We start from the raw sequence: 23117 nt of genomic DNA, 5'->3' as shown, positions 1-23117 counted from the left end.
TAACGAAGAATTTTTTATATAGACAAATGTTTTGGAAAATATTTACAAATAACTGACTGATTAATAATCATGAATTTTAAAATAAAATAAATCCCGAGACACGCTGAGCCAAGTGACTGATATATTTCATGTAAGCTTTCTATAAAAAGCAAATCCGAATGTTTTACCTTTGTTTTTAATTAATCTAAATAAAAATAATATGAAGAGGATCTGTATTCTTTTATCTATGCTTCCTGTTGGGCTGATGGCTCAGAACTACACTGAAATTCAGACTGGTATGAGGAATTTCTACTATGGATCAGCTGATGTGGCTGATATGGATAATGACGGAAAGCAGGATGTGGTGATCAACGGAGCTATTGACAGTGATGGTGATGGAAATGTAGATACATCTTTTAACGAAGTATACAAAAACAACGGGACTTCACTGGTACCTTATGCCAATCTGGGGGCTAATGCAACCCATCTGGGAGATATCAAGTTCATGGACTTTGATAATGATGGTCTGATGGATATTATTTCTACAGGACTCAGCTATAATGACATTGTAAACTATAAACATTATCGGTTTAAAAATACAGGAACCGGTTTTGTAAAAGCGGCTGATCTTGCCGGAAAAATCTACGGATCTCTGGAAGCTTTTGATTTTGATAATGATGGAAAAGTGGATTATGCCATCAACGGAACTCAATATGTAGAAGGAACCGGTTTTGTGAATAATCTTGATTTTTACAGAAATACAGCAACCGATTTTGAACTGACTAAAGGCTGGCATCCCGGAACACAGAATGGAAGCTTCAAATTTGTAGATCTTAATAATGACAACTTTCTTGACCTTGTTATTCTGGGAGTGGCGGATGGAGATAATCCTATATTTAAAGTCTTTATGAATCAGTCAGGAACACTGACGCTTTCACAGGATTTTACAGCGCTTACGAGCGGAAAAATGGAGTATGCAGATTTCAATGCAGACGGTTTCCAGGACATTGTTATTACAGGCCAGGATACCAGCTATGAAGGGTTTCTTGCCGTTCTTATGAATGACGGAACCGGACACTTAAACTTACAGAAGATAAGCGTTCCCGAGATTGCAGATTCTTCTGTCACTACGGGTGATGTAAACAATGACGGCTACTATGATTTTATCGTTTCAGGAAATGATAGTAATAACGATGCCGTCGTAAAAACTTTTTTATATAATCCTTCGAATCAAAATTTTACTGAAAATATACCTACAGGGCTGCATATGTTAGGAGGGCCAGGTTTTGTGAATCTACTTGACTTTGACAATGACCACCATCTGGATGTTTTATTGGCCGGATTTGATTGGGCAGATCCGGGCATGCCTTCACTTACCAAATTCTTCAAAAATACTTCTACTGAAGTTAATCTGAAACCTGTACCTCCCGCAGTCCTTAATGTAGTAAAAACAGGAAACCGTTTTAAATTCTCCTGGAGCGGTGCTTCTGATGATAAGACCCCTACAAATGCTCTTCGATACGAGATTAAAGTAGGATCTACACCCGGAGCAGCCAATCTTGCGAAGTATGTAGTGACAACACCGTCATGGTTTCTGGATCTTGACCCGTATGTTCAGAATGTATACTGGAGTGTAAGATCTATCGATGCCTCAAAAATATTTTCTGATGCCTCTACACAAAGTACGTTGGGAACGCGTGATGTAGCGGTAAGCAGTCAGATTTCCATTTATCCGAATCCGACGTCTGAGAAAGTATTTATCAAAGGAGAAAAAGTTTCGGAGGTTGAAATGTACTCTATGGATGGAAGAAAACAGAATGTTGTTTTAAATAACGACCAGTCTATCAATGTTTCACATCTTACAAAAGGAGTTTACTTATTAAAACTGAAAATTAAAAACGAGGTAACCACTCAAAAACTGATCATTCAATAAAACTGAAAAGTTCTATTAGTAAGAAAAGCCAGACGTCCAGCTGGCTTTTCTATTTTATTTATTAGTTATCCTAAAAAAAAAAGCACTTTATCCGGCTGGATAAAGTGCTTTTAATTTGAATATTTATTATGAATTTACTCTGAACGCTCTCAGTAATAAATAAAAATCTTTGATTTTTCAAAAACTTATGTGTACTTATTATCCACAAAATATTTAACTTCAAATAACTTAAGTGTTCAAAAACTTTTGCGTCTTTTGTGGTTAAAACTTTAAAGATCAGGATTTCTTCATCTTACTCCTGAACTTCTCAATCAAAAAGTAAAATAATAAAAAGCCCAGTGCAAAAATGGAAAACCTTGATAGAAGATCTCCGGCTCTTGTATAAAACGTCATGGTTTCATACAGATTCACTTTAGCGAATAGGGTAGTTTTATCACCGTAGAAGGTATCGGCTACTATTTCTCCTTTAGCATTGATATGAGCTGATATTCCGCTGTTGGCGGCGCGGGCAATTTCTCTTCTGGTTTCAATGGCTCTCAGTTTTGCGTAAGAAAGTAGCTGTTTGTGGCCTTCTGTAACGCCCCACCATGAGTCGTTCGTCATAATACCCATAAAATTGGCTCCTTTTTTAACATAATCCGTTGTGAATTCGCCATAGATACTTTCGTAACAGATGACAGGTGCCATTCTGCCTTTATTGTAAGGATTGACGAATGACTTTCTCTCTTCGTCTATTCCTAAAGAAGCAACAGTTCCACCCAGATTAAGCATCGCATCGCCCAGAAGAGGTTTTAAAACACTTATGTAAGGGAATATTTCAACACCGGGAACCAATTTCCCTTTGTGATACACCTGAACCTTTTCTTGCGGAGCAATCTGAATAGCCGTATTGTAACTTTCTACCCAAAGATCAGGATTGATCTGGTAGGCTTCTTTTGGCATCTTCTCCTGATTTTTGTAAAAACGGTGTGATGAAATTCCGGTTGCAAAAACGGCTCCGGGATGTTTCGTTAAAAATCCTTTGATGTTATTTAAAAGTAAACTCTTATCAAAAGCAGTTTCAGAAATAGAACCTCTTCCCGGAAGAGCTGTTTCAGGGGCGATATAATAATCTATTTTTCCTTTTGAATTGCTTTCTGCCAGGCTTAAAAGATCATTTTCAATCGTGAGGCTGTCCTTTGAATACTTTTCTGCATAAGGATCAAGGTCGGGCTGCAGCATCAGAACATTGACCTGTCCGGAAGGTTTCTCGTTGAAGTTATTATATTTTACCAGTGAAATCACCATCGGAAGGATGATTAATGCACTTACAATAGACACATTTCTGATCAGGTCTTTTCTTTTTCTTCCGGCTTCCCAGGTTCTTATGGTGTAGAAAATTAAAACATTGATGAGCAGAATCCAGAAGCTTCCTCCGGTGGCTCCCAGGGTGTCATACCATTGTATTAATTTAGGATAATCTGAAAACACATTTCCTAAGTTCAGCCATGGCCATGTAAGCTCCCAGTTCAGATGGAATTTTTCAAAACTCATCCATATGGCAATCAAAAATCCTAATCCCCAGTACGTTCCCTGTGCGTTTTTGTACCAGTGGTAGCATTGAAAAACAAGGGAATACAGAAATGAATTGACCAGTACCGGGAATACAACTGCCATCATAGAATGGCTTCCGTCCGGGTTTTTGGCGCCGTACAGCCATCCCGTAGTTACGATATTCCAGACTACAAAACAAAGATAGGAGAGCCCGAAGACCATCCAGCTTTTTCTTTTGTAAGCTGAAAATTTTGATATGCCGTGTTCCATCATCAGAAGAGGAACAAGGGCAATAAATATAAAAAACGGAACACCGTAAGTAGGCCACGAAACAGACAGCAGCATCGCTGAAATGAGCGTAAGTAAAACGTATTTCATTAAATTGATTTAACATACAAATTTAATGTTTTTGAAATGAATAAATTTGCACCTGATGTTAAAGAAATTTTACAAAATCATTATTGTACCGTATATGCTGTTTTTACTCTACCTCATGTTTTTGGGCATGGGCAGATTTCAGTATGATGATAATCTGATTACGGTAGAACCTGTTTTCTCTACCATAGAATTTATTCACAACACCATTAGCTGGAAAGATATTGTGATCATTGTTTTGGGGAATATTGTTATGTTTATTCCTTTCGGGTTTCTGGGCTGGATTTTTCCCCGGCTTAGAGATTTGAAAATACTCATGTATACTTTTATGGCATCCATTGTCATCGTTGAAGCACTTCAGTATTTTACCAGAATGGGCATATTTGAGGTAGACGATATTCTTCTGAATACCTTCGGTGTTTTTCTCGGTTGGCTGTTTTGTGGATTTATCGAAAAGAAATTTAGCCGTTTAGTTCTTTAGCTCTTTTTTCAGCATTTAAAATTCCGTTTTTTAAAATCTCTTTAAAGCTGTTGTCTTCAAAAGTTTTCAAAGCCGCTTCCGTAGTTCCGCCCTTGGAAGCTACGTCTTTGATTAGTTCTTCAAGACTTTTCTCAGAATTGTTGATCAGGTGATACGCCCCAAGCATCGTTTGTTGTACAAAGAGTTTGGACAGATTTTCATCGATTCCCATTTCTACGCCGGCTTTGATCATAGCATCTACGATGTAGTAAAAGTAAGCAGGTCCGCTTCCTGAAAGTGCTGTAACGCCATCTAAAAGATCTTCGTTTTCGAGATAGACGGATCTTCCTGTGCTGTTCAGTAATCGTTCAATATTGATCAGCTGGCTGAAAGAAATGCCTCCTGCAGCGGTATATCCTGTGATTCCCATTCCCAGAAGGGTAGGAGAGTTTGGCATGGCTCGTACGACAAGAGGGTGGTTTAATAATTTCTGAATTTTTTCAATTTTAATTCCCGCCATAATAGACAGAACCATCTGATTTTCTTTTAATGTAAATTGAAAATTCTGAGCCACATGCTGAAAATCCTGAGGTTTTACGGCGATGATAATAAGATCGGCATCCAGTTCCTTCGTTTCTTCAAAAGTAGAAATCTGGGATTTTGGAAACTCTTCTGCTATTTTAGAGATTTTGGATTCGCTTCTTGTAATCAGATGAAGATCCTGCGGCTTGATCAGTTCATATTTTAAAAATGATTTTGAAAAGGAAAGGCCCATATTGCCGGCTCCGAGAATAGCTATTTTCATGTTTGTGTTCTTTATTTATAAGTGGTATTTATTTCAGATACTTTCTGAAAACTTTAGAATAGTTGTCGTTGAAATTAATAAGATCAATATTTTTAAAAGAAATTTTATCAGGTTTTTTATTGATTCTACCTGTTGCATCATAGTTATTGATTACAACTGATTTCTCGTTTACTTCTAAAATTTCACCAATTGAAAACAAATCCTTTTTATTTTTTTTACTTTCAACAATACAGTGGTAGTCTTGTTTTTTTATTGATTTAAAAAGAGATTCTGCATTTTCCAGATTCGTTTTATTAATAATTTTGTGATCAAACTGTATCAGGTTTTCACCCATATAGATAGCTTTGGAAACTTTATCATATACGTTATAGCGGATACTTACAATTCTGTCATAGGGAATAATTTTAATGCCCATTAACGCAAAATCACTGGATTCTTCAATCATGACAAAATCATCAGAAAATTTGACTAAAAAGCCAAATATGGCAGAATCATTATCAAGATAAACCTTCACGAAATCCGTATTCGAAATATGCTTTTTGATTATTTTTTTAAATTCCTTTTCTGAATACTTTTTACCCATAATCCCAATATTTTTAGCTAAAATAAAACTATTTAACCAAAAATAAGGTCTGAATCAGGTTAAATCTATTCCGTTGGAAATTCCGGGCGTCTCATTTTAAATTTTGTTCCTGAAAGAGATTCCAGGAAAGAAACGAGCGCTTTGGTTTCTTCTTTCGTTAAGTTCAGAGGCTTTAATAAAGGGTCGGTAGCAGGGTGCATCGGGTCCAACTTCTTTTTTTCAGGACTGGGGTCCAGCTGGTGCATTCCGCTGTTGTAAATATTCACAACCCCTTCAAGATCATTAAAGAGTCCGTTGTGCATCCATGGTTGGGTAAGCATCAGATCTCTTAATTGCGGAGTCCTGAATTTACCCACATCTTCAGGTTTTTTGGTGACGTCATACAGTCCCAGATCCTGGTATTTCTTTTTGTAATAGGTAAGCCCGATATTGTGGAAAGATTCATCTGTAAGGTATTGCCCGTTATGACAATTCATGCAGCGGGCTTTGGTACGGAAAATATGCATGCCGTAGATTTCCTCATCGGATAAAGCACTGTATTTTCCTTCAAGAAATTTATCGAAACGGCTGGGTTGGCTTTTGATGGTTTTCTGAAAATCGGCAATGGCTTTTACTATTCTGTCATACGTTACTTTGTCTGTGCCGTATGCTTTTTTGAAAAGTTCCTGATATCCTTTCACAGCCTGTATTTTGGCAGGCAGATTTTTTACATCCATTGCCATTTCGTGATGGGCACCCAGAGGACCCGCAGCCTGCTCTTCAAGAGTTTTTGCTCTTCCGTCCCAGAAAAATGACTGACGTTCTGCAATATTATAAAGGGAGATAGAATTTCTGTTTCCTAAAAGATGGTCGCTTCCCAAAGCAACACGTCTGCGGTCGGACCAGCCCATTTCCGGATCATGGCATGAGCTGCACGAAACCTGGCTTGATTTGGATAATTTAGGATCGAAGAAGAGCATTTTACCTAAAATAACATTAGGCTTATCCTGCTCACTGAAAAAAGCAGTATCATTTTTAATAGGAGCAAATTCTTTCCATTGGATACCGTAATCGATATCGGGCTTCGGCCAGTCTGTGATGGCTTTCTTGTAGCTTTTTACAATATCTTCAATACCCGGATCCTGCATATTCGAAAGATCCTGATGTACTTTGGAGGTAAAACTCCACAATACCAATAAAGCCAATCCTAAAACCCAATATATACCTCTTTTCATTATTTAGAATGTTATTCCGATGCTTCCTCCGGCAAAATTATTATTTTTTTTCTGAATTTTTTGGGATTGATATTGTACACTTACAAAGAATGCAGGTAATTTTTCAAGCTTAAAATCATATCGTACAGATGCTCCGAATGTAGTGATGTCACTTGCCTGGAAATTGAAATCGTGAAGCATCCATTCGTTTACTCCGGCGTTTGGTGTAGTAGCCAGCGCATTAATCGATTTACTCACCTTTCTAGCAGAAAAATAAGGCTGAAATGTAACCATTTGACGGTCATTGATCTGCTGTTTTAGGTCTGCATTGATCCCGAAATAAGAGTAAATGAATTTTTGTCCGGCATCAGGAAATAATCTTCTTTCTTTAATTTCTTCACGGCCAAAAAAAGGAATTGCGGTCACCGAAAAATTGTCTTTAGTGTACTGATAGAAACCTTTTATGGTCGTTTCATAATTTTCCCTGCGGTAAGATTCTCTTTTAAAAATTTGGGTTAAAGCTACAGTATTCAGAGAATAGCCATATTCTGATCCGGTATTTCTTGCCGCTCTGTAGTTGACTAACAAGCCTAATCTGTGTTTTTCATAAACAGTGAAGAACTTGGCTCCTTCTATTTCAAGGCTTTCATTTTTCAGATCAGAAATATCAAAGAATGTATTGGTACCGTCATTATAACTTTTCTTATTGTTACCCGTTCCAGCGGATGCCTGAAGGTAAAAATCCTGACCTCCGTTTCCGGAAATCTGGAGTCCTCCCTTGTAGGTAAATTCTTCAAACGTGTTTTTAGGAAAGGTTCCCCCATTAAAGAGATAGTTGGAAAAGCCAAAGCCTGACATCTGATACACATAAGGTCTTCCCAATAAGCTCTGGAAGTTGACAGAATTATTCTGGGTATATTTATTCAATTCACCGAAAATACCTATTTCATAGGCCTTGAAAACCTTGTAGTTCAGTCCGGCATTAATCTTCAGATCAGAAGTAGTGCTTCTCATTCTCGGATCTTTTGAGCGGTATCCAAGCTGTGCGGAATAGCTTACCTGTCCGGCGAAGGTCCAGCGGTTTAATTTTTGGAGATAACCACCGGCAAACTGATAGCGTTCGAGATTTAATTTACCTCCTACAGAATCTGAGGTAATGTAAGGGGCAACGCGGTCATAATCTAAAGTTTCATTCCAGTTTACAGAATTGATTTTTAAATTCTGGTAGCCTGCATTTCCCCAGACGTAGCGGTTAGGCTTTAATTTTTGAAAAGATTTTGCTTCTACAGTTAAGCCTTTGCTACCACTTCCCAATTGCTGGCGGTAACTTTTTTCATTATTGCTGTGATATCCTGCATTGAATTCTGAGAAGGAAGCAGAACTATAATCCGACATTGATGCCGGATTATAGTAAAAATTATTTTTAAAATGTCTTTCTGTGCTGTACTGGTTGTTAAGAGTTTTGAAAAGACTCAGACTGTCCTGAGCTTTTGCGGTTAATGAAAACCCAATCAACAGTAAGAAGAAAAATCCTTTGGTATGTAGCATAATAAGGTAATCTGACTTTTAGTGTACAATACCGTCTTTAAGACTTGGTTCAGAATCTTTGGTAAAGTCTTTAGACGAATTGTTTGTATCCATATAAAGATCTTTCCCATTGTCCATCTGTCCTGTTACTTTACGTCTAACAGATTTTCCATAACGGGTAGGGTCTTTATCAATTGTTCCTACCGATGTCCATCCTCCGTCGATGCTGGCTGAAGTTAATACATGTACAAATTTGGTTGAAATACTGTTGTTTACCCCATCTATAATCCAGGAGTTTGGAATTGAATACGTGCTTTTTGAAGTAACTCCTCCTGCACTGTTTTGGTAAGTATAGTTGTATTTGAAATTCGTAAGGAATGTACTTTCGTTTTCTCCTGCAGGGAAACGGGCAATCACATAGCTTTCAAATCCACGGTCGTGAAGGAAGAACATATTAAAGTTCATCTGTGTGTAAATGATTCTCGCATTCGGAACAGAAGGGTTGTCTACCTGTCCCAGTGCCGGGTTTACAGATGGAAATTCAAAGTTGGCGTTGTGAAGGTCAAATGCTGTACTTGTGTTTTCCTTATGATTGATAGCATTGTCTGCAATAACGATGAAGTCACCTGGCTGTACTGGATATTCATTTCCTGTTCCGGGTAAAACCATCACTGCTTTTACAGGAAATGAAAGGTCTTTGTTATAGGGAGTAGGGTTTTTATCATCCGTTGTCAGGAATTCCGACTGGCCCAGAATAAGCTTGTCGGCATACAATACTTTTTTGGTACTGTTGGTTAATTTGAAGTAACGGCTTGAATTATAGTTTTTACCATCAACGGTTTTCACGCCTGTAAAGAATACTTCTTCAATGATAAAATCCTGGTGGAATTTTTTCAGAATCAGCGGGATCTCAAGAGTAGTGATTAATTTTGAGATGTCAGTCTGTGCAGAAGCACCCACTCCAATCTCATCACTGTTTGAAATGATGACACCGTTTACTGTAATCTTATAAGAACCGTAAGGAACCTCGAAAGTATGGATGTTTTTGTTTTCTATTGTTTGTTTAATGATTGCTCCCGTGTTTACTTCTTTCAGCTCTACGTCAAGGGTTTTGTAAGAAGAAATATCATCTCCCGAAAAAGATAAAGTTAAAGCTCCTTTCTGGGCAGTTGTTACTCCGAAATCATCATCGCTGGAGCAAGAAGTTACCGTAAATGTAGCGGTCATCATTGCTGCTAAACTTAATAGTATAACTCTTTTTTTCATGTTATTTTCTTTTGATATATATTAAAAATTATAATTTAATTCCATTCCGAAATATGGAGTATTCAGTCCTTTTCTGTACACTTTTACGTTGTTGAACGTATAAGGAGCGCTGTAATTGAAGAGTCTGTTGACAAACAGTGAAGTCTTTAAGGCTTTGTAAATGCTCTTCGTTATTTTAATATTTCCGGTAAGCGTAAAAGTGGTTATTTTGTCCAGGTTATCAGTTACAGATACATTTCTTACCAGCCACTGTTTATAGATGTCTGTTCTGTCCGCATCCGTGAAAGGGTGGATGATGCCGTCTGCTCCATAATAGGAAATAGGTTCAGCGATTCTTCTGTCATTAATACTGTGATCATACAAACTTCCTTGTAAAGAAGCTGAAACAATCAGATCCAGACTTGGAAGGTAAGTATCGATCAGTACGTTGTAATTGATGTTGGAATTATTATAACCATTATCATTTTTATAAATTCCGTAATAAGGGAATGGTCCTAAACCAATGGATACACTGGGCTTGAAAGCATAAGGAACGGAGTTTCTGTACTGCGTTTTAAACCAGGCACCGGTAAACGTAAATCTCGTATTAATAGCTTTTATCCTTGGAGAAGTATAACCGAATTCGATCCCCTGTTTTAAGGTTTCACTTCCGTTTTCTGTGATCAGAGATTCCCCAAGGTTTGTTTTTAATTCGTAAGGAACATTCGTAAGATCCGGTCCGTTAGGGGTCCATTGGGACAGGTCTACCTGTGTCGCATCATATTGTTTGTAAGAATGAGTTGCCGTATGAACCATATTACGGAAACCATTGTTCATATCTTCTTTGAAATAAGTCACGAAAAGCTCATGGTTTCTGTAGCTCAGGTCGAGACGGATTTCCTTTTTAATACTTTTAGCTGCTTCAATCGCTTTATTTTCTCTCGATTGTACGTAGGTCATGAAATTGACATAGCGATACTGCTCATCATTATGGTAATAATTCAGCTGAGTATAATCCCAGTAATCTTTATTCGGGTAAAGCATCAGAAGCGTAGGCTGCTTATAGAAAAGACCATATCCTAAAGTGATGTCCGTCTTCAAAGGATAATTGTTGATCATCAGATGCGGAAGGTTGTATTGAAAATTCAGCCTGGGCTCTGTAAAAACTTTTTTGCTGATGGCAAATGATCGATCAATCCCTAAATTTTTAGACATTCTTAAACCTGCATACAAAGTAAATTTATGCTGATCAAGCGCATAGCTCATCTGGTCACCGAAAAAAGCAGATAACAGATTAGAGGCCGGAATTTCATCATATGCTCTCGGTCTTTCTATATTGACAGAGGCAGATGGAGGCGTTCTCATATCGTATTGCAGGCCTTTTCCGTTGTTTTTTGAATACCTCCAGTCGAGTCCGGCTTCATAATTATGGGTAATTCCTCCCGTTTTTCTTACTCCATTGGCTTTGAATAAAGCAGTAATATCCAAAGGTTTTCCTTCCGTTGAAAAATTGGCAACATAACGAAGGTTCGGATAAAATCCTACATTTTCACCCTGCTCAGTAGCCAGAGAAAATGAACGTGGTCCTGAAAGCTGAATCAGTTTTACCTGCTCAATTTTTTCAAAACCCTGGCGGATAGCCGTGTTTAAAGTCAGTTTATTGAAGAAAGAAGCCTTGTCCAGCTGATAAATGAAATTGTTGGTCAGGCTGATTCTTGTATTGGTGGATTCATACTTATCCGTTGAAGGATATCCGTTGTCCGGATCGTATTTCATTTTGTCAATGTTGGTAGAAAAGTCAATGTTGGATCTCCATTCCAAAGGTCTGCCCCATAAATTTGACATTTTTTTGGAACGGATAGAAGCTGTGATGCGCTGGTAATTTTCAAATTCATTCGTAGGATCAGATTTGGAATCAAGATAATCCGCACTTGCACTCAGCTGCCATTGATCCGTTATTTTAAAACCCTTGCTTACATAATATTGTTTGCTGTATCCATCTGCTTTGAAACGGGCCTGTAGAGGAGATTGTCCTATTTTACGTTCTATTTTGATCAGTCCCGAAGTCAGGTCACCATAAGAGGCAGAAGGAATTCCTCTGATAATTTCTACTTTTTCAATATCATTCGTAGAAATAGTCCTCATATCTACCCCTGAAAAAGCTGTTTCCCTTCCTTTAGGACCGTTTGAAAACTGCTTTGGGTCTATTGAAATCTGTAAATCTGCATTGGAATTAATGATATTGTCATCCACCATAAACTGAACACCAAGCGATGAGGTGCTGTACTTGTCACCCGAAATGTCGCCTGTATTTTCTCGCAGAGTAGCTTTATTTACTCCTTTAAAAGAAGGGTATTTTGCCAGTCCACCGGGCAGTAGTTCCATCAGATCGGTGAAACTTGATGGCTGTAAATGCTGCATCGCCTGTCTGTCTATGACTGATTTGGTGGTTAATCCCTTACTTTCTTTAGAGAATATAACAACCTCTTCCAGTTTATTAACAGGTTTAAGATTGATCGTAATATATTGCGTGGCAGTAACGTTAATCGTGAGTTCCTTATCCTCGTACTCCGGGTATGAAATTTTAAGGATATGTTTTCCTTTTGAGAGTGGAATACTTGTATTTCCTTCTTGATCTGTAGAGGCAGAGATCTGGCCAATAACAACAGAAACTCCGCTTAGTTCTTTATGGTCTTCATTCAAGACTTTAATGCTTACCGGAGATTTCTCTTCCTGGGCATAAAACAACTGTGTAGAAAAAAAGAAAAGAACAACGAAATATAAAAATCTGATCATTTGTATTTATTCTAAATAAAATTGACCGCAAAAGTATTTAATTTTGTGATGTTATTTAGTATTTATTTAGAATAAATTAAAATAATTGATAAAAGTCAGAAATATAATTGAAAAAAAATTACATAATATGCTGTCTGATTTATATAATATTCACCTCTCTTTCAAGCTCTATTCCGAACTTTTCTATAACTGAATTGATAATCTCAGTAGAAAAATCAAAAATTTCTTTTCCCGTAGCATTTCCTGTAGCATTCACGATAACCAGAGCCTGAAGTTTGTGCGAAGCCGTATTTCCGATTTGTTTTCCTTTCCATCCGCATTGCTCGATGAGCCATCCGGCGGGTACTTTTACCACATCTCCATTGGGATAACCCGGAATATTTTCAAATTTCTGTTTCAGATCTTCAAATTGGGCTAAAGGAATGGTAGGGTTTTTAAAAAAGCTTCCCGCATTTCCCGTTTCTTTAGGATCCGGTAGTTTGCTCTGTCTGATATTGATCACGGCTTTGGAAACATCCTGGATGGTAGGATCAGTAATTCCTAAATTTTCCAGTTCCGTTTTTATGGCTCCGTATTCCGTTTTAATGTGGTGATCTTTTTTGGTTAAGTGGAAAGTAACTTCCAAAATCACGTATCTTCCTTTTCCTTCCTGCTTGAAAATAGAATCCCTGTAGCCAAAACGGCATTCCTCAAGGTTGAATGTTTTAAGCGCAAGATTTTCAAGGTCTAAAACGGTACAGCTGACAAATATGTCTTTGATTTCCGTTCCGTAAGCTCCGATATTCTGCATTGGTGAAGTACCTACATTTCCTGGTATCAACGAAAGATTTTCCAGTCCGCCATAGTTTTTTTCAAGGCTGTACATCACGAATTCATGCCAGTTTTCACCTGCTTTTGCCGTTACCAGAATTTCGTTGTCATTCAGATCTTTTTCATCAATTCCTTTTAAACTGAGTTTAATGGCAAGACCGTCAAAATCTTTAGTCAACAGAATATTACTTCCTCCACCCAAAAATAAAACAGGTAGATCGTGGTTTTTAGAATAATTGATGGCGTCCCTTAATTCTTCAAGGGTTTGTACTTCAATAAAGTATTTTGCATTGACATCAACGCCGAATGTATTGTAAGGCTTTAAGGAAAAATTTTCTTGCATAGGGTTATTGATATTCTGTGGGAAGAAGGAGGTTGAGTTGTTCTTTAAACAGTTTCAGCTGCTTGTAATGAATCGTGTCTGCATAAGAATTGACATAAATATGAGACTTTTTTGGAGTTCTGATCTGAAAAGTTTCGTCGATGCCGTCTATAGACTGTTTGCTGGGTGAGCTTTCTATGTTATCAAGATCTTTAACCTTGATGGAGGCAATCATATTTTTCCAGTTCTGTGGAGTGATGGCCGAGTTCCATTCTTTGTGGGTCTGGAGGTCTGCAACTCCCTGTTCTGCATGGATGGAATTTTTTGTGACTTTGATGATTTTGTAATCTCCCTGCTCGCCTCCGATATGGGATAAACTGATGAAAGTGATCTCATTCGGATTCTGATGAGAGGCAGAACCCTGTACGTTCTTCTTGTCACAGGAAAAAAATGCCGGCAGCAAAAATAGTGAAAACAGGAGTTTCAGATGATTATTTTTTATTGCCGGCATCATAGATTGTATTTTTATAAGCTGAATTCTTCTCTGTAAGTCTTCAGAGCCTGTTTCAGGATTTCAGCACTTTTCTTAAGATCTTCCTCTTTCAGTACGTAAGCAATTCTTACCTGTTTTTTTCCCAGTTCAGGATCACTGTAGAAACCTCCTGCCGGAGCTACCATGATCGTTTCTTTATTAAGGGAATATTTTTCTAAAAGCCATTGTGCAAATTTCTCGGTATCATCCACCGGAAGTTCAGCCACACAGTAAAATGCGCCTCTTGGTTTAGGGCAGATAACCCCTGGAATAGCATTCAGAAGGTCTACCAAAATATTTCTTCTGTGGGTATATTCTTCTCTTACCGCTCTGATGTAAGCTCCGTCATTCTGGTGTGCTGCTGTAGCTGCAATCTGTCCCAAAAGAACCGGGCTCAGTCTCGCCTGTGCAAAAAGCATAGCCGCATCGTGGATCTTTTTTGAACGGGTTAGCATACATCCGATTCTTACGCCACACATAGAATAACGCTTGGATTCTGAATCGATGATGATGCAGTTTTCGCTAAGTTCAGGGAAATCCAGCATAGAGATCTGTTGCTTTCCATCATACACATATTCTCTGTATACTTCGTCTGAGATCACAACGATATCATATTTCAAAGCAATTTCTGCCAACTTCTGAAGTTCTTCACGGGTGTAAAGATATCCGGTAGGGTTACCCGGGTTGCAGATAACGATTGCTCTTGTTTTTTCTGTGATTTTTTTCTCAAATTCTTCGATCGGAGGAAGTGCAAAACCCGTGTCAATCGTAGACGGAACTGCTACTACATGCACATTGAATGTGCTGGTAAAACCGTTATAGTTGGCATAGTAAGGTTCAGGAATAATCACTTCGTCGCCGTCATCACATAAAGTAGAAATGGCAAAGTTCAATGCTTCAGAACCCCCATTGGTAACGATGAAATTATCAGGGGTAAGGTCTGAAAAACCTAAAGTATGATAATACTCCGTAAGGGCTTTTCTGTATTCTATATTACCTTCAGAAAGTGCATATTCTAATACTTTAAGATCAATATTCTTTAAAGCATTTAAAGCCGTTTCCGGTGTTTCAATATCAGGTTGTCCGATATTAAGGTGATATACTTTTATTCCCTGTTGTTTCGCTTTTAAAGCGTAAGGAACCAGTTTTCTTACCGGCGATGGCGGCATATGCTGTGCTCTGTTTGAAATATTCGGCATTGTTCAAAAAATTTGTATGGCAAAAATAAGATTTAATTTCTCAATAATAAAATAACCTGTTATCCATTTTGGGTGCTTTTTAATTGTTTTGAAAATCAGCAAATTAAATATTGGTGCTTGCCTATTCTTTTGATGTCAAACGTAATGCTTTTTATTTATGCTTGATATTGGTTATCAATTTGTTGAAAATATTAAATGTTGGAGATTGATTATAAGCCAAAATGATTGAAATTGTTAAAATAACACATTAAAATGTGAATAAAATATTTGGTCAGAAAATAATTTTTCCATATAAATAAATATATCAATATCTTAATATTATTTATAAATGTTTGATTATTTCATAATAATATCAATTTTGTATTGTATTTTTTATTAAATTTCAGCGCTAATAAAAAATAATTATGAAAATACATTTACCATTGAGAGTCCTTTCGATTGTGACTCTTTTTGCGGCATCAGCTATGAATGCCCAAAATTATCAGACCATGCCAGTCCAGTCCGGATACACGGCAGATGTTATTGCCAATGATGTAGGTTCTGCTTTATCAAGCACCACAGAAGACGTTGATGGTGTGTCTTTTGCCTTTGTGGCAAGGGATTTTAAACTTACCCCTACAAGTAGCGCACTCACCTACGGACTTCCTGTAAACGGGATCGTAAATTCTGTAGTGGCTTCTACACCCGGATTGAGCTACAAACTGGGAGATCTTTATGGGAATAATTCTCTTAAAATTTCCACCAGCGGGACAAGCGGAACATTGTCATTTATCACACCTATTCCTGCTTTTAAAGTATATATGCTTGCTACCGGAGGAAGCGGACAATGTACCGTGAATGTAACGGTCAACTTTACGGATAACACCACTCAGACGTTTTCAGGAGTATCAATCTCCGACTGGTATGACGGAACAAACTATGCCATCCGTGGGATTGGCAGAATCAACAGAGCGAACAATGTTTTAGAATCGAGTTCGATAAACCCGAGATTGTATCAGGCTTTATTGACGCTTGATGCAGCCAATCAGACTAAACCTATTCAAAGTATCACGGTGACTAAAGTCAGCGGTACAGGAATTGCGAATGTTTTTGCTTTTTCTGCAGATGCTTATACAGACTGTGTAGCTCCTACACTTCAGCCTGTAGGTGCGCTTACTTCTAGCTCTGCTCAGGTTTCATGGACGGTACCGGCCACCGTTCAGGCAGTAAGCTATGATGTATATTACAGTACGACCAATACGGCACCTACCGCTGCAACAGCGCCGAATCATCCTGGAGTTACAGGAACTTCCTTTACCATTCCGTCCTTATCATCCAGTACGGTTTACTATTACTGGGTAAGAACGAATTGTAGTACAGCCACGGCTCAGAGCGTATGGTCGCAGTCAGGAACATTTACTACTTTATGCGGTACTGTGGTTCCATCCTATACGAATGACTTCAGCACCTTCCCGGGAACATGCTGGACCAGTAATCTTTCCGGTGGTACTCCTGCTACGGGGCCTACAGGAACAAGCAGTCTTTGGGCATCAGGTGGATTCTTAGGAACTGGATCAGGCGGATCAGCAACCATCAATTTGTATTCTACCAACAGGGTAGGCTGGCTGAAAACACTGCCATTTAATCTTTCTGCAGGTTCCTATAAAGTTAAATTTGATTATGGTGTAGCAGCGTATCTAAGTACTGCTTCTTCACCAATGGGATCTGATGATGTGGTTCAGTTTGTGGTATCGAATGACGGCGGATCTACCTGGACAGTCTTGCAGACATGGAATGAAGCTAATGCACCTACCAATACATCAACGCCATATTCTTATACCTTAACTGGATACAACAGTGCGAATACTGTATTTGCTTTTTATGCAACAGCTGGAACTGTAAATGATAATCCGGATTACAATTTTTATGTGGATAACTTTACCGTTGAAAATGCTCAACTGAGTACTTCAGAAGTAAAAGACGGGGTAAAGAAAGCATCGGTTCACCCGAATCCATTCAAAGATATTCTGTACATTTCAGATACCAGAGAAGTGAAGTCTGTAACAGTAGGAGACGCTTCCGGCAGAGCTGTGAAAAACTTTAGAGGCGCTGTGAAAGAGCTTGATCTGAGTACGCTGAATACAGGGTTGTATTTTGTAACGATTTACTTCAAGGACGGTTCACAGTCTACTGTGAAAGCGATCAAAAAATAATTTTTTTAATGTCAATAAAGTTAAGCGGCAGTGCATTCATGTACTGCCGTTTTTTTTGCTTCAATTTCAATCAGGATATTGATAATTTTTATTAATTTGGAACATTATAAAACTTAACCGAAGATGCAAATTCCAGCCGACTCCGTAGCCGATTATATCTCAAAAATTCCTGAAGAAAGACAGGAAGTATTCAAAAAATTGTTTGATACCGTGAATGACAATCTTCCAAAAGGCTTTCAGGAAGGTGTCAGTTATGGCATGATAGGATGGAATGTTCCTCTGGAAACCTATCCTGCAGGTTATCATTGTACGCCAGGTTCAGCACTGCCTTTTATGGGGTTAGCTTCACAAAAGAATTTCATCGCCTTCTATCATATGGGAATGTACGCTCATCCTGAACTACTGGACTGGTTTGTTGCAGAATATCCCAAACACTCCAAACGAAAGCTGGATATGGGGAAATCATGTGTCCGTTTCAAAAAACCGGAAGATATTCCTTTTGAGCTTATCGCTGAGGTCAGCAAAAAAATGACAGTGGAAGACTGGATCAGTATTTACGAAAGCCAGCTTAAAAAATAAAAGAGCCCGTTTCAAAAAGAAACACACTCTTCACTTGTTTCAGGACAACTATCATTTTTGAAGACAAATATTTCTGGGGGCTGAAGCTCTCGAAGCCCCATCCCACTTGAATTTTTTCAACATAAATACCCACAATCATCTGTGTAAATCTGCGTAATCTGTGGTGAAAAAAGAACATTAATTAACCACAAAAGGCACAAAAGTTTTTGAACTTAAGTTATTTGAAGTTTATATACTTTTCTATTAGGAAGATCACATAAGTTTTTGAAAAAATCAAAGATTTTTAATCTGATGATCAATTGACAATCACAAGCTGGCTTTCGAAGCCCCATTTCTGTTAAATTTTTTTCAACACAAATATCCATAATCATCTGTGTAAATCTGCGAAATCTGTGGTTAAAAAAGAATATTAATTAACCACAAAAGGCACAAAAGTTTTTAAATACTTAAGTTATTTGAAGATTAAATACTTTTCTATTAGGAAGATCACATAAGTTTTTGAAAAAATCAAAGATTTTTAATCTGATGATCAATTGACAATCACAAGCTGGCTTTCGAAGCCCCATTTCTGTTAAATTTTTTCAACACAAATATCCACAATCATCTGTGTAAATCTGCGTAATCTGTGGTTAAAAAAATTGTAAACCTCAAAAATCAATATCCCAAATCCCAGTTTTCCGTTCCAGTTCTACAAGTGCCACCGCATTCTCAGCTAACGTTTCAATATAACGCTGCCTGATATCATTATAGGTTCTCTGCGCATTCAGAACTTCCAGAATAGAATTTTCACCCCTCTGATAGCTGTAGCTGATACCATCAAGAATGTTTTTCGCCTCTGAAAGCATCCCGTTATCAAACTGTTTCAGCTGCTTCTGTGTTGCGTGATACTGCTGATAAGCCTGCATAACCTCTGTTCGGACACTGTTTTCAATCTGTTTGTATTCTGTTTCCGCCTGCATGTGTCCCATTTCCGCTATTTTCAGATCCGCATTTCTACGGTTCGAAAACTTCAAAGGAATACTCGCTCCCAGTTTTACAGCATTCACGGCAGGTGAGGGAGCAATTTCATTCGTTGCCCACGTGTTATGCTCTGCACCTAAGCTTAATCCTAAATCAATGACACGGTTCGCTTTTTCAAGCTTAACCAAACTCGCCGCCGTATTGATGTTCTGTTTGGAAGCCAGAAGATCAGTTCTGTTATTAACCGCCTCGAGAATCAGATCTTCAGGATTGAAATCTCTGCTAAAAGCTTTGAAATCTCCGTTGATACTTTTTTCTTCCAAATCTTTCCCTAAGAATATGGAAAGTGCGGAGAAAGCTTGTCTGCTGCTGCTTTCCGCCATATATAAATCATTCAGTAAAGAAGAAGCTTCCAATCTGCTTTGCTTGGATGTGACTTGAGAAATAGCTCCCAGTTTGTACCGGATACTGTCGGATTGCGCAAGCTTCTGCATACTAAGATAAGAATCTTTCTGAACGTCCACCAGAGCTTTTGTTTTTAAAGCTTCAATATATCCGAGAGAAGCATCGGCTACAAGATTTCTCAAAAAGTCCTGAAGTAGGAGCTTGGTGTATTCAGCCTGATTTTTTGCCGTTTCTATCCTGGCTTTTCTTTTTCTGCCAAGTTCGAGCGTCCAACTTAATGAAGTTCCGATGGTATAGCCCATCCTTTTTGAAACCCCATTATCCGAGGTCTCCATTTCAAGCTGAGGATCGGGGAAAATGCTTGCTGTCAGGATAGAAGCTTCCGCCATGCTCACATTGTATTTCTGAGCAGCATAGTTTAAATTTTTTTCCCTGACCTCATTCAGATAAGTGGAGAAATTTAAAGTTTCCTTTTTCTGGGCTTTCAGTGCAATTGGAAATAACAGGCCTATTGATATAATTAAAGTGATTTTAGCTTTCATCTGATGTTAATTTAGGTTGGTCAAAACGATATTCTGCGAGATAATAGATCGCTGGCAGGATAAATAAAGTAAGGAGTGTTGAAAACATAAGACCGTACACGATCACTGTGGCTAAAGGTCTCTGCACATCGGAGCCAATTCCTGTAGCCAGTGAAGCCGGGAATAATCCTATGACAGCCACCGAAGCAGTCATCAGTACAGGTCTGAAACGGTCTTCCGCTCCTTTGATCACGGATGTTTTTAAAGTCGAACCCTGTTTTCTGAGCGTGTTGATATGCGAGACCATGATTACTCCATTCTGTACAGCCACACCAAACAGCGCAATAAAACCAACCGCCGAAGAAACATTTAAAGTCATCCCGCGTACATTCAATGCCAGCATACCTCCGAATAATGCCAGTGGAATAATACTCATCAGAACAAGTGCCTGTCTGAAACTTCCGAATGCTCCGTAAAGCAGTAAGAACATCACAGCCAAAGCCAGCGGAACGATGAAGGTCAGTCGGGAATAGGCTCTGTTTTTATTTTCAAACTGTCCGCCCCATTTGATCTGGTACTTCTGATGATCATAACGGATATCTTTTTCAATGGTATCCTGTGCTTCCTTCAAAAAAGAAGATAAATCACGGTCCCTTAAATTCAGTTTAACGGTAAGATGTCTTTTATTCATTTCTCTGGTGATTGTGCTTTCTCCGGTGCTTAATTTAATCTCAGCCACTTGTGAAAGCGGTATTTTGGCTCCTGAAGCTGAAGTCAGCATGAGGTTTCCGACCTTATCCGGAGTATTCCGGCTGTCTTCTGCATACCGGCACGAAATATCATAGACTTTATTGCCAATAAATATTTGTGAAATCGCTTTTCCTCCCAGAGCGGTTTCGATGAGGTCGGCTACATCGGAAACATTCAGTCCGTACTGTGCAATTTTATCCCGGTCCGCAATGATTTGCAACTGAGGAAGGGGTGGTTCCTGATCGATAGCGAGATCAACAGAACCTGGAATCTTTTTTAAAGTGACAAGGATCTGTTCGGCAATTTTTCTGGTTCCGCCAAAATCATCACCATATACTTTTACCACCAGTTCACTGTGTGCACCGGAAATTTTATCCATCACTCCATCGATCATAGGTTGGGAAAATCCTACGGAAAATCCCGGCATATTTTTATAATCATCAGCCAGTTCTTTGATAAGATCTGCTTTAGTTTTTCCTGATGCCCATTCTTTGTAAGGCTTTATTCCTACAGAAACTTCAAAATGGGAAGCGGTCCACGGGTCAGTTCCGTCGTCATTTCTTCCAGCCTGTATCATCACATAAGTCACTTCGGAATGTTTCATGGTCTGAGTACGTAAAGAATCACTCATTTCTTTCGCTTTGTCTAATGAAATTCCGGGTGGAAGCTGTACCTGAAGCCAGATAGATCCTTCATCAAGCTCCGGCAGGAAATCTTTACCCACCATAAAAGAAAGGAAACCTGCGGAAAATAATATGACACCTGCGGGAATCAGCATTTTTTTAGGAGCTTTGATGATTCTTTCGATTCTTTGACCATACAGACTGCTTATTTTTTCAAGCCATCTGTTATGGAAAATTTTCTGTGGCTTTTTATAAATGACGTAAGCCAGTCCGGGAATTAAAATCAGTGCCGCCGCCAATGCTCCCAGCAATGCGTACCCAATGGTAAATGCCATGGGAGTGAAGAGTTTCTTTTCCACCCGTTCAAAAGCAAACAACGGAAGATAAGCGGTGATGATAATGACAGTCGAAAAGAAAATAGGTTTTGCAATTTCTGTTGCTCTCTGGATGATGGTTTTTTCTTCCAGTTCCTGTTCGGGATGGTCTTCTCTCTTTTTTAAAATCACTTCCAGCATCACGATGGATCCGTCTACAATAATTCCAAAATCTATCGCACCTAATGACAAAAGATTAGCCGGAATATTCGTAAAATACATCAGAATAAATGCAATAAGCAGTGATAACGGAATAGTGATCGCTACAAGCAGTGCTCCTCTCCAGCTTCCCAGAAATACAATCAGGATAATAATGACCAGAACAATTCCCTCCGTTAAAGTATGGGTAACTGTAGTCAGCGTTGTATTCACGAGATCGGTACGGTCCAGATAAGCATGAATTTTAATGCCTGCCGGAAGAGTATGGGTATTCAGTTCTTCAATAGCTTGATGAACATCCTTTAAAACTACGGAAGGATTCTGTCCTTTTAACAGCAATACAATTCCTCCTGTACTTTCGTTATAATTACGGTTTCTGTCTGTATACCCCAAAATTCCTTTTCTTTCAAGATTCCCGTATTTCAGAGTTCCGACATCATTCAGAAATACGGGAACTCCTTTTTCTGTTTTAATGACAATTTTCCCAAGATCATCTAAATCTTTGATGAGCCCGATGCCACGTACGACATAAGCAAGGTCACCTCTCGGGAGCATACTTCCACCGGCATTGCTGTTGTTTTTGGTGATGGTTTCTGTAACTTCAGATAGAGATAATCCATACTGATCCAGTTTTTGAGGATTCAATTCGATCTGAAACTGTGTGGTGATTCCGCCAAAATTCGTCACATCCGCAATCCCCGTCACCTGTTTGATTCTTGGGATAATGACAAAATTCTGCAGATCGGTAAGCTCTCTCAGGCTTTGTCCATTACCTTCAATGATGTAGCGGTAAATTTCGCCCACAGGAGAAGTCAGTGGATCTAAACCGGGCTGTGCGTTATAGGGAAGTTCCGCTTCGGATAATCTTTCCTGAATACGCTGTCTTGCCCAGTAATCATCTACACCATCATCAAAAACCATCGTGATGATAGACAGTCCAAAGGTGCTTTTGCTTCTCATAATGTGCATTCCCGGAAGACCATTCAGAGATCTTTCCAGAGGAATGGTGATTTGTTGTTCAATTTCTTCAGCAGCGAGTCCCGGAACCTGGGTCACCACCTGTGATGTCGTGTCCGCAATATCCGGATAGGCTTCCACGGAGAGTTTAGTCCATGAATAATATCCGAAAATTCCTAATAGTAAGAAAAGGGCAAGCATCAGCCATCTCTTCTGTATGGAGAGTGTGAGTAATTTTTTCATATGAGTAATTGAATGTCTGGAAATCTTCTTGTTTGGCAGGCGAAAGTTTCCGGACTTTTATA

Annotated in this window: 16 protein-coding genes; 4 read left to right on the top strand and 12 right to left on the bottom strand. The window is 38.6% G+C overall.

Features of this window, described 5'->3' with window-relative positions; translation table 11 throughout:
• Positions 1-199: 199 nt before the first annotated feature.
• Positions 200-1912 carry a T9SS type A sorting domain-containing protein gene (locus BM143_RS06675; protein ID WP_228430704.1) on the top strand — a complete coding sequence of 571 codons (1713 nt, stop codon included), beginning with the start codon at positions 200-202 and terminating at the stop codon, positions 1910-1912.
• Positions 1913-2188: 276 nt separating this feature from the next.
• Here the strand turns inward: BM143_RS06675 and lnt are convergent, their stop codons facing one another.
• Positions 2189-3823: an apolipoprotein N-acyltransferase gene (gene lnt / locus BM143_RS06670; protein ID WP_090023771.1), complete on the bottom strand. Its 1635-nt coding sequence runs from the start codon at positions 3821-3823 to the stop codon at positions 2189-2191.
• Positions 3824-3878: 55 nt separating this feature from the next.
• Between lnt and BM143_RS06665 the strand changes: the two genes are divergently transcribed.
• Positions 3879-4301 carry a VanZ family protein gene (locus tag BM143_RS06665; protein WP_090023770.1) on the top strand — a complete coding sequence of 141 codons (423 nt, stop codon included), beginning with the start codon at positions 3879-3881 and terminating at the stop codon, positions 4299-4301.
• Here BM143_RS06665 and proC read toward each other — a convergent pair.
• From proC to BM143_RS06620, 9 genes are all read right to left on the bottom strand, one after another.
• On the bottom strand, positions 4282-5085 hold the full coding sequence (gene proC / locus BM143_RS06660; protein ID WP_090023769.1) for a pyrroline-5-carboxylate reductase: 804 nt from the start codon (positions 5083-5085) through the stop codon (positions 4282-4284). The genes BM143_RS06665 and proC overlap by 20 nt on opposite strands.
• A 28-nt stretch (positions 5086-5113) precedes the next feature.
• A complete protein-coding gene (locus BM143_RS06655; RefSeq protein WP_090023768.1) occupies positions 5114-5668 on the bottom strand; it encodes a hypothetical protein in 555 nt (184 codons plus the stop codon).
• A gap of 65 nt (positions 5669-5733) precedes the next feature.
• On the bottom strand, positions 5734-6795 hold the full coding sequence (locus BM143_RS06650) for a cytochrome-c peroxidase (RefSeq protein WP_394332558.1): 1062 nt from the start codon (positions 6793-6795) through the stop codon (positions 5734-5736).
• 90 nt (positions 6796-6885) lie between these two features.
• Entirely contained in the window at positions 6886-8409 is a 1524-nt protein-coding gene (locus BM143_RS06645; RefSeq protein ID WP_090023766.1) for a DUF6850 family outer membrane beta-barrel protein, read from the bottom strand.
• Positions 8410-8427: 18 nt separating this feature from the next.
• Positions 8428-9654 carry a DUF4876 domain-containing protein gene (locus tag BM143_RS06640; RefSeq protein ID WP_090023765.1) on the bottom strand — a complete coding sequence of 409 codons (1227 nt, stop codon included), beginning with the start codon at positions 9652-9654 and terminating at the stop codon, positions 8428-8430.
• Positions 9655-9675: 21 nt separating this feature from the next.
• Positions 9676-12429 carry a TonB-dependent receptor gene (locus BM143_RS06635; RefSeq protein WP_090023764.1) on the bottom strand — a complete coding sequence of 918 codons (2754 nt, stop codon included), beginning with the start codon at positions 12427-12429 and terminating at the stop codon, positions 9676-9678.
• Between the two features lie 139 nt (positions 12430-12568).
• Positions 12569-13582: a UDP-N-acetylmuramate dehydrogenase gene (gene murB, locus BM143_RS06630; RefSeq protein ID WP_090023763.1), complete on the bottom strand. Its 1014-nt coding sequence runs from the start codon at positions 13580-13582 to the stop codon at positions 12569-12571.
• A 4-nt stretch (positions 13583-13586) separates the two neighbouring features.
• Positions 13587-14075, bottom strand: coding sequence for a hypothetical protein (locus BM143_RS06625; protein WP_228430702.1), 489 nt, complete (start codon positions 14073-14075; stop codon positions 13587-13589).
• A gap of 11 nt (positions 14076-14086) precedes the next feature.
• Positions 14087-15292, bottom strand: coding sequence for a pyridoxal phosphate-dependent aminotransferase (locus tag BM143_RS06620; RefSeq protein ID WP_090023761.1), 1206 nt, complete (start codon positions 15290-15292; stop codon positions 14087-14089).
• Positions 15293-15696: 404 nt separating this feature from the next.
• On the opposite strand from BM143_RS06620, the gene BM143_RS06615 reads away from it, so the two are divergent.
• Positions 15697-17484 carry a T9SS type A sorting domain-containing protein gene (locus tag BM143_RS06615; protein WP_090023760.1) on the top strand — a complete coding sequence of 596 codons (1788 nt, stop codon included), beginning with the start codon at positions 15697-15699 and terminating at the stop codon, positions 17482-17484.
• 123 nt (positions 17485-17607) lie between these two features.
• The gene (locus BM143_RS06610) at positions 17608-18063 is read left to right on the top strand and encodes a DUF1801 domain-containing protein (protein ID WP_072921677.1); all 456 of its coding nucleotides are present in this window, start codon (positions 17608-17610) and stop codon (positions 18061-18063) included.
• 647 nt (positions 18064-18710) lie between these two features.
• Here BM143_RS06610 and BM143_RS06600 read toward each other — a convergent pair.
• Together BM143_RS06600 and BM143_RS06595 are read right to left on the bottom strand one after the other, a co-directional pair.
• Complete coding sequence (locus BM143_RS06600; protein WP_090023758.1) at positions 18711-19970, bottom strand: TolC family protein; 1260 nt, start codon at positions 19968-19970, stop codon at positions 18711-18713.
• The gene (locus tag BM143_RS06595) at positions 19960-23055 is read right to left on the bottom strand and encodes an efflux RND transporter permease subunit (RefSeq protein ID WP_090023757.1); all 3096 of its coding nucleotides are present in this window, start codon (positions 23053-23055) and stop codon (positions 19960-19962) included. The genes BM143_RS06600 and BM143_RS06595 overlap by 11 nt, the downstream gene beginning before the upstream one ends.
• Between the last annotated feature and the right edge of the window lie 62 nt (positions 23056-23117).

Origin of the sequence: Chryseobacterium oleae, from assembly GCF_900115055.1 — a bacterium.
In the GTDB taxonomy this organism is placed as follows: domain Bacteria; phylum Bacteroidota; class Bacteroidia; order Flavobacteriales; family Weeksellaceae; genus Chryseobacterium; species Chryseobacterium oleae.
Note: the sequence above shows the minus strand (reverse complement) of the source record. Positions and strands in the feature narration are given on the sequence as shown.

Excerpts from the sequence above, each read along its gene's own strand:
- BM143_RS06675 (WP_228430704.1), top strand. The coding sequence starts at position 200 with ATGAAGAGGATCTGTATTCTTTTATCTATGCTTCCTGTTGGGCTGATG.
- lnt (WP_090023771.1), bottom strand. The coding sequence starts at position 3,823 with ATGAAATACGTTTTACTTACGCTCATTTCAGCGATGCTGCTGTCTGTT.
- BM143_RS06665 (WP_090023770.1), top strand. The coding sequence starts at position 3,879 with ATGTTAAAGAAATTTTACAAAATCATTATTGTACCGTATATGCTGTTT.
- proC (WP_090023769.1), bottom strand. The coding sequence starts at position 5,085 with ATGAAAATAGCTATTCTCGGAGCCGGCAATATGGGCCTTTCCTTTTCA.
- BM143_RS06655 (WP_090023768.1), bottom strand. The coding sequence starts at position 5,668 with ATGGGTAAAAAGTATTCAGAAAAGGAATTTAAAAAAATAATCAAAAAG.
- BM143_RS06650 (WP_394332558.1), bottom strand. The coding sequence starts at position 6,795 with ATGCAGGATCCGGGTATTGAAGATATTGTAAAAAGCTACAAGAAAGCC.
- BM143_RS06645 (WP_090023766.1), bottom strand. The coding sequence starts at position 8,409 with ATGCTACATACCAAAGGATTTTTCTTCTTACTGTTGATTGGGTTTTCA.
- BM143_RS06640 (WP_090023765.1), bottom strand. The coding sequence starts at position 9,654 with ATGAAAAAAAGAGTTATACTATTAAGTTTAGCAGCAATGATGACCGCT.
- BM143_RS06635 (WP_090023764.1), bottom strand. The coding sequence starts at position 12,429 with ATGATCAGATTTTTATATTTCGTTGTTCTTTTCTTTTTTTCTACACAG.
- murB (WP_090023763.1), bottom strand. The coding sequence starts at position 13,582 with ATGCAAGAAAATTTTTCCTTAAAGCCTTACAATACATTCGGCGTTGAT.
- BM143_RS06625 (WP_228430702.1), bottom strand. The coding sequence starts at position 14,075 with ATGATGCCGGCAATAAAAAATAATCATCTGAAACTCCTGTTTTCACTA.
- BM143_RS06620 (WP_090023761.1), bottom strand. The coding sequence starts at position 15,292 with ATGCCGAATATTTCAAACAGAGCACAGCATATGCCGCCATCGCCGGTA.
- BM143_RS06615 (WP_090023760.1), top strand. The coding sequence starts at position 15,697 with ATGAAAATACATTTACCATTGAGAGTCCTTTCGATTGTGACTCTTTTT.
- BM143_RS06610 (WP_072921677.1), top strand. The coding sequence starts at position 17,608 with ATGCAAATTCCAGCCGACTCCGTAGCCGATTATATCTCAAAAATTCCT.
- BM143_RS06600 (WP_090023758.1), bottom strand. The coding sequence starts at position 19,970 with ATGAAAGCTAAAATCACTTTAATTATATCAATAGGCCTGTTATTTCCA.
- BM143_RS06595 (WP_090023757.1), bottom strand. The coding sequence starts at position 23,055 with ATGAAAAAATTACTCACACTCTCCATACAGAAGAGATGGCTGATGCTT.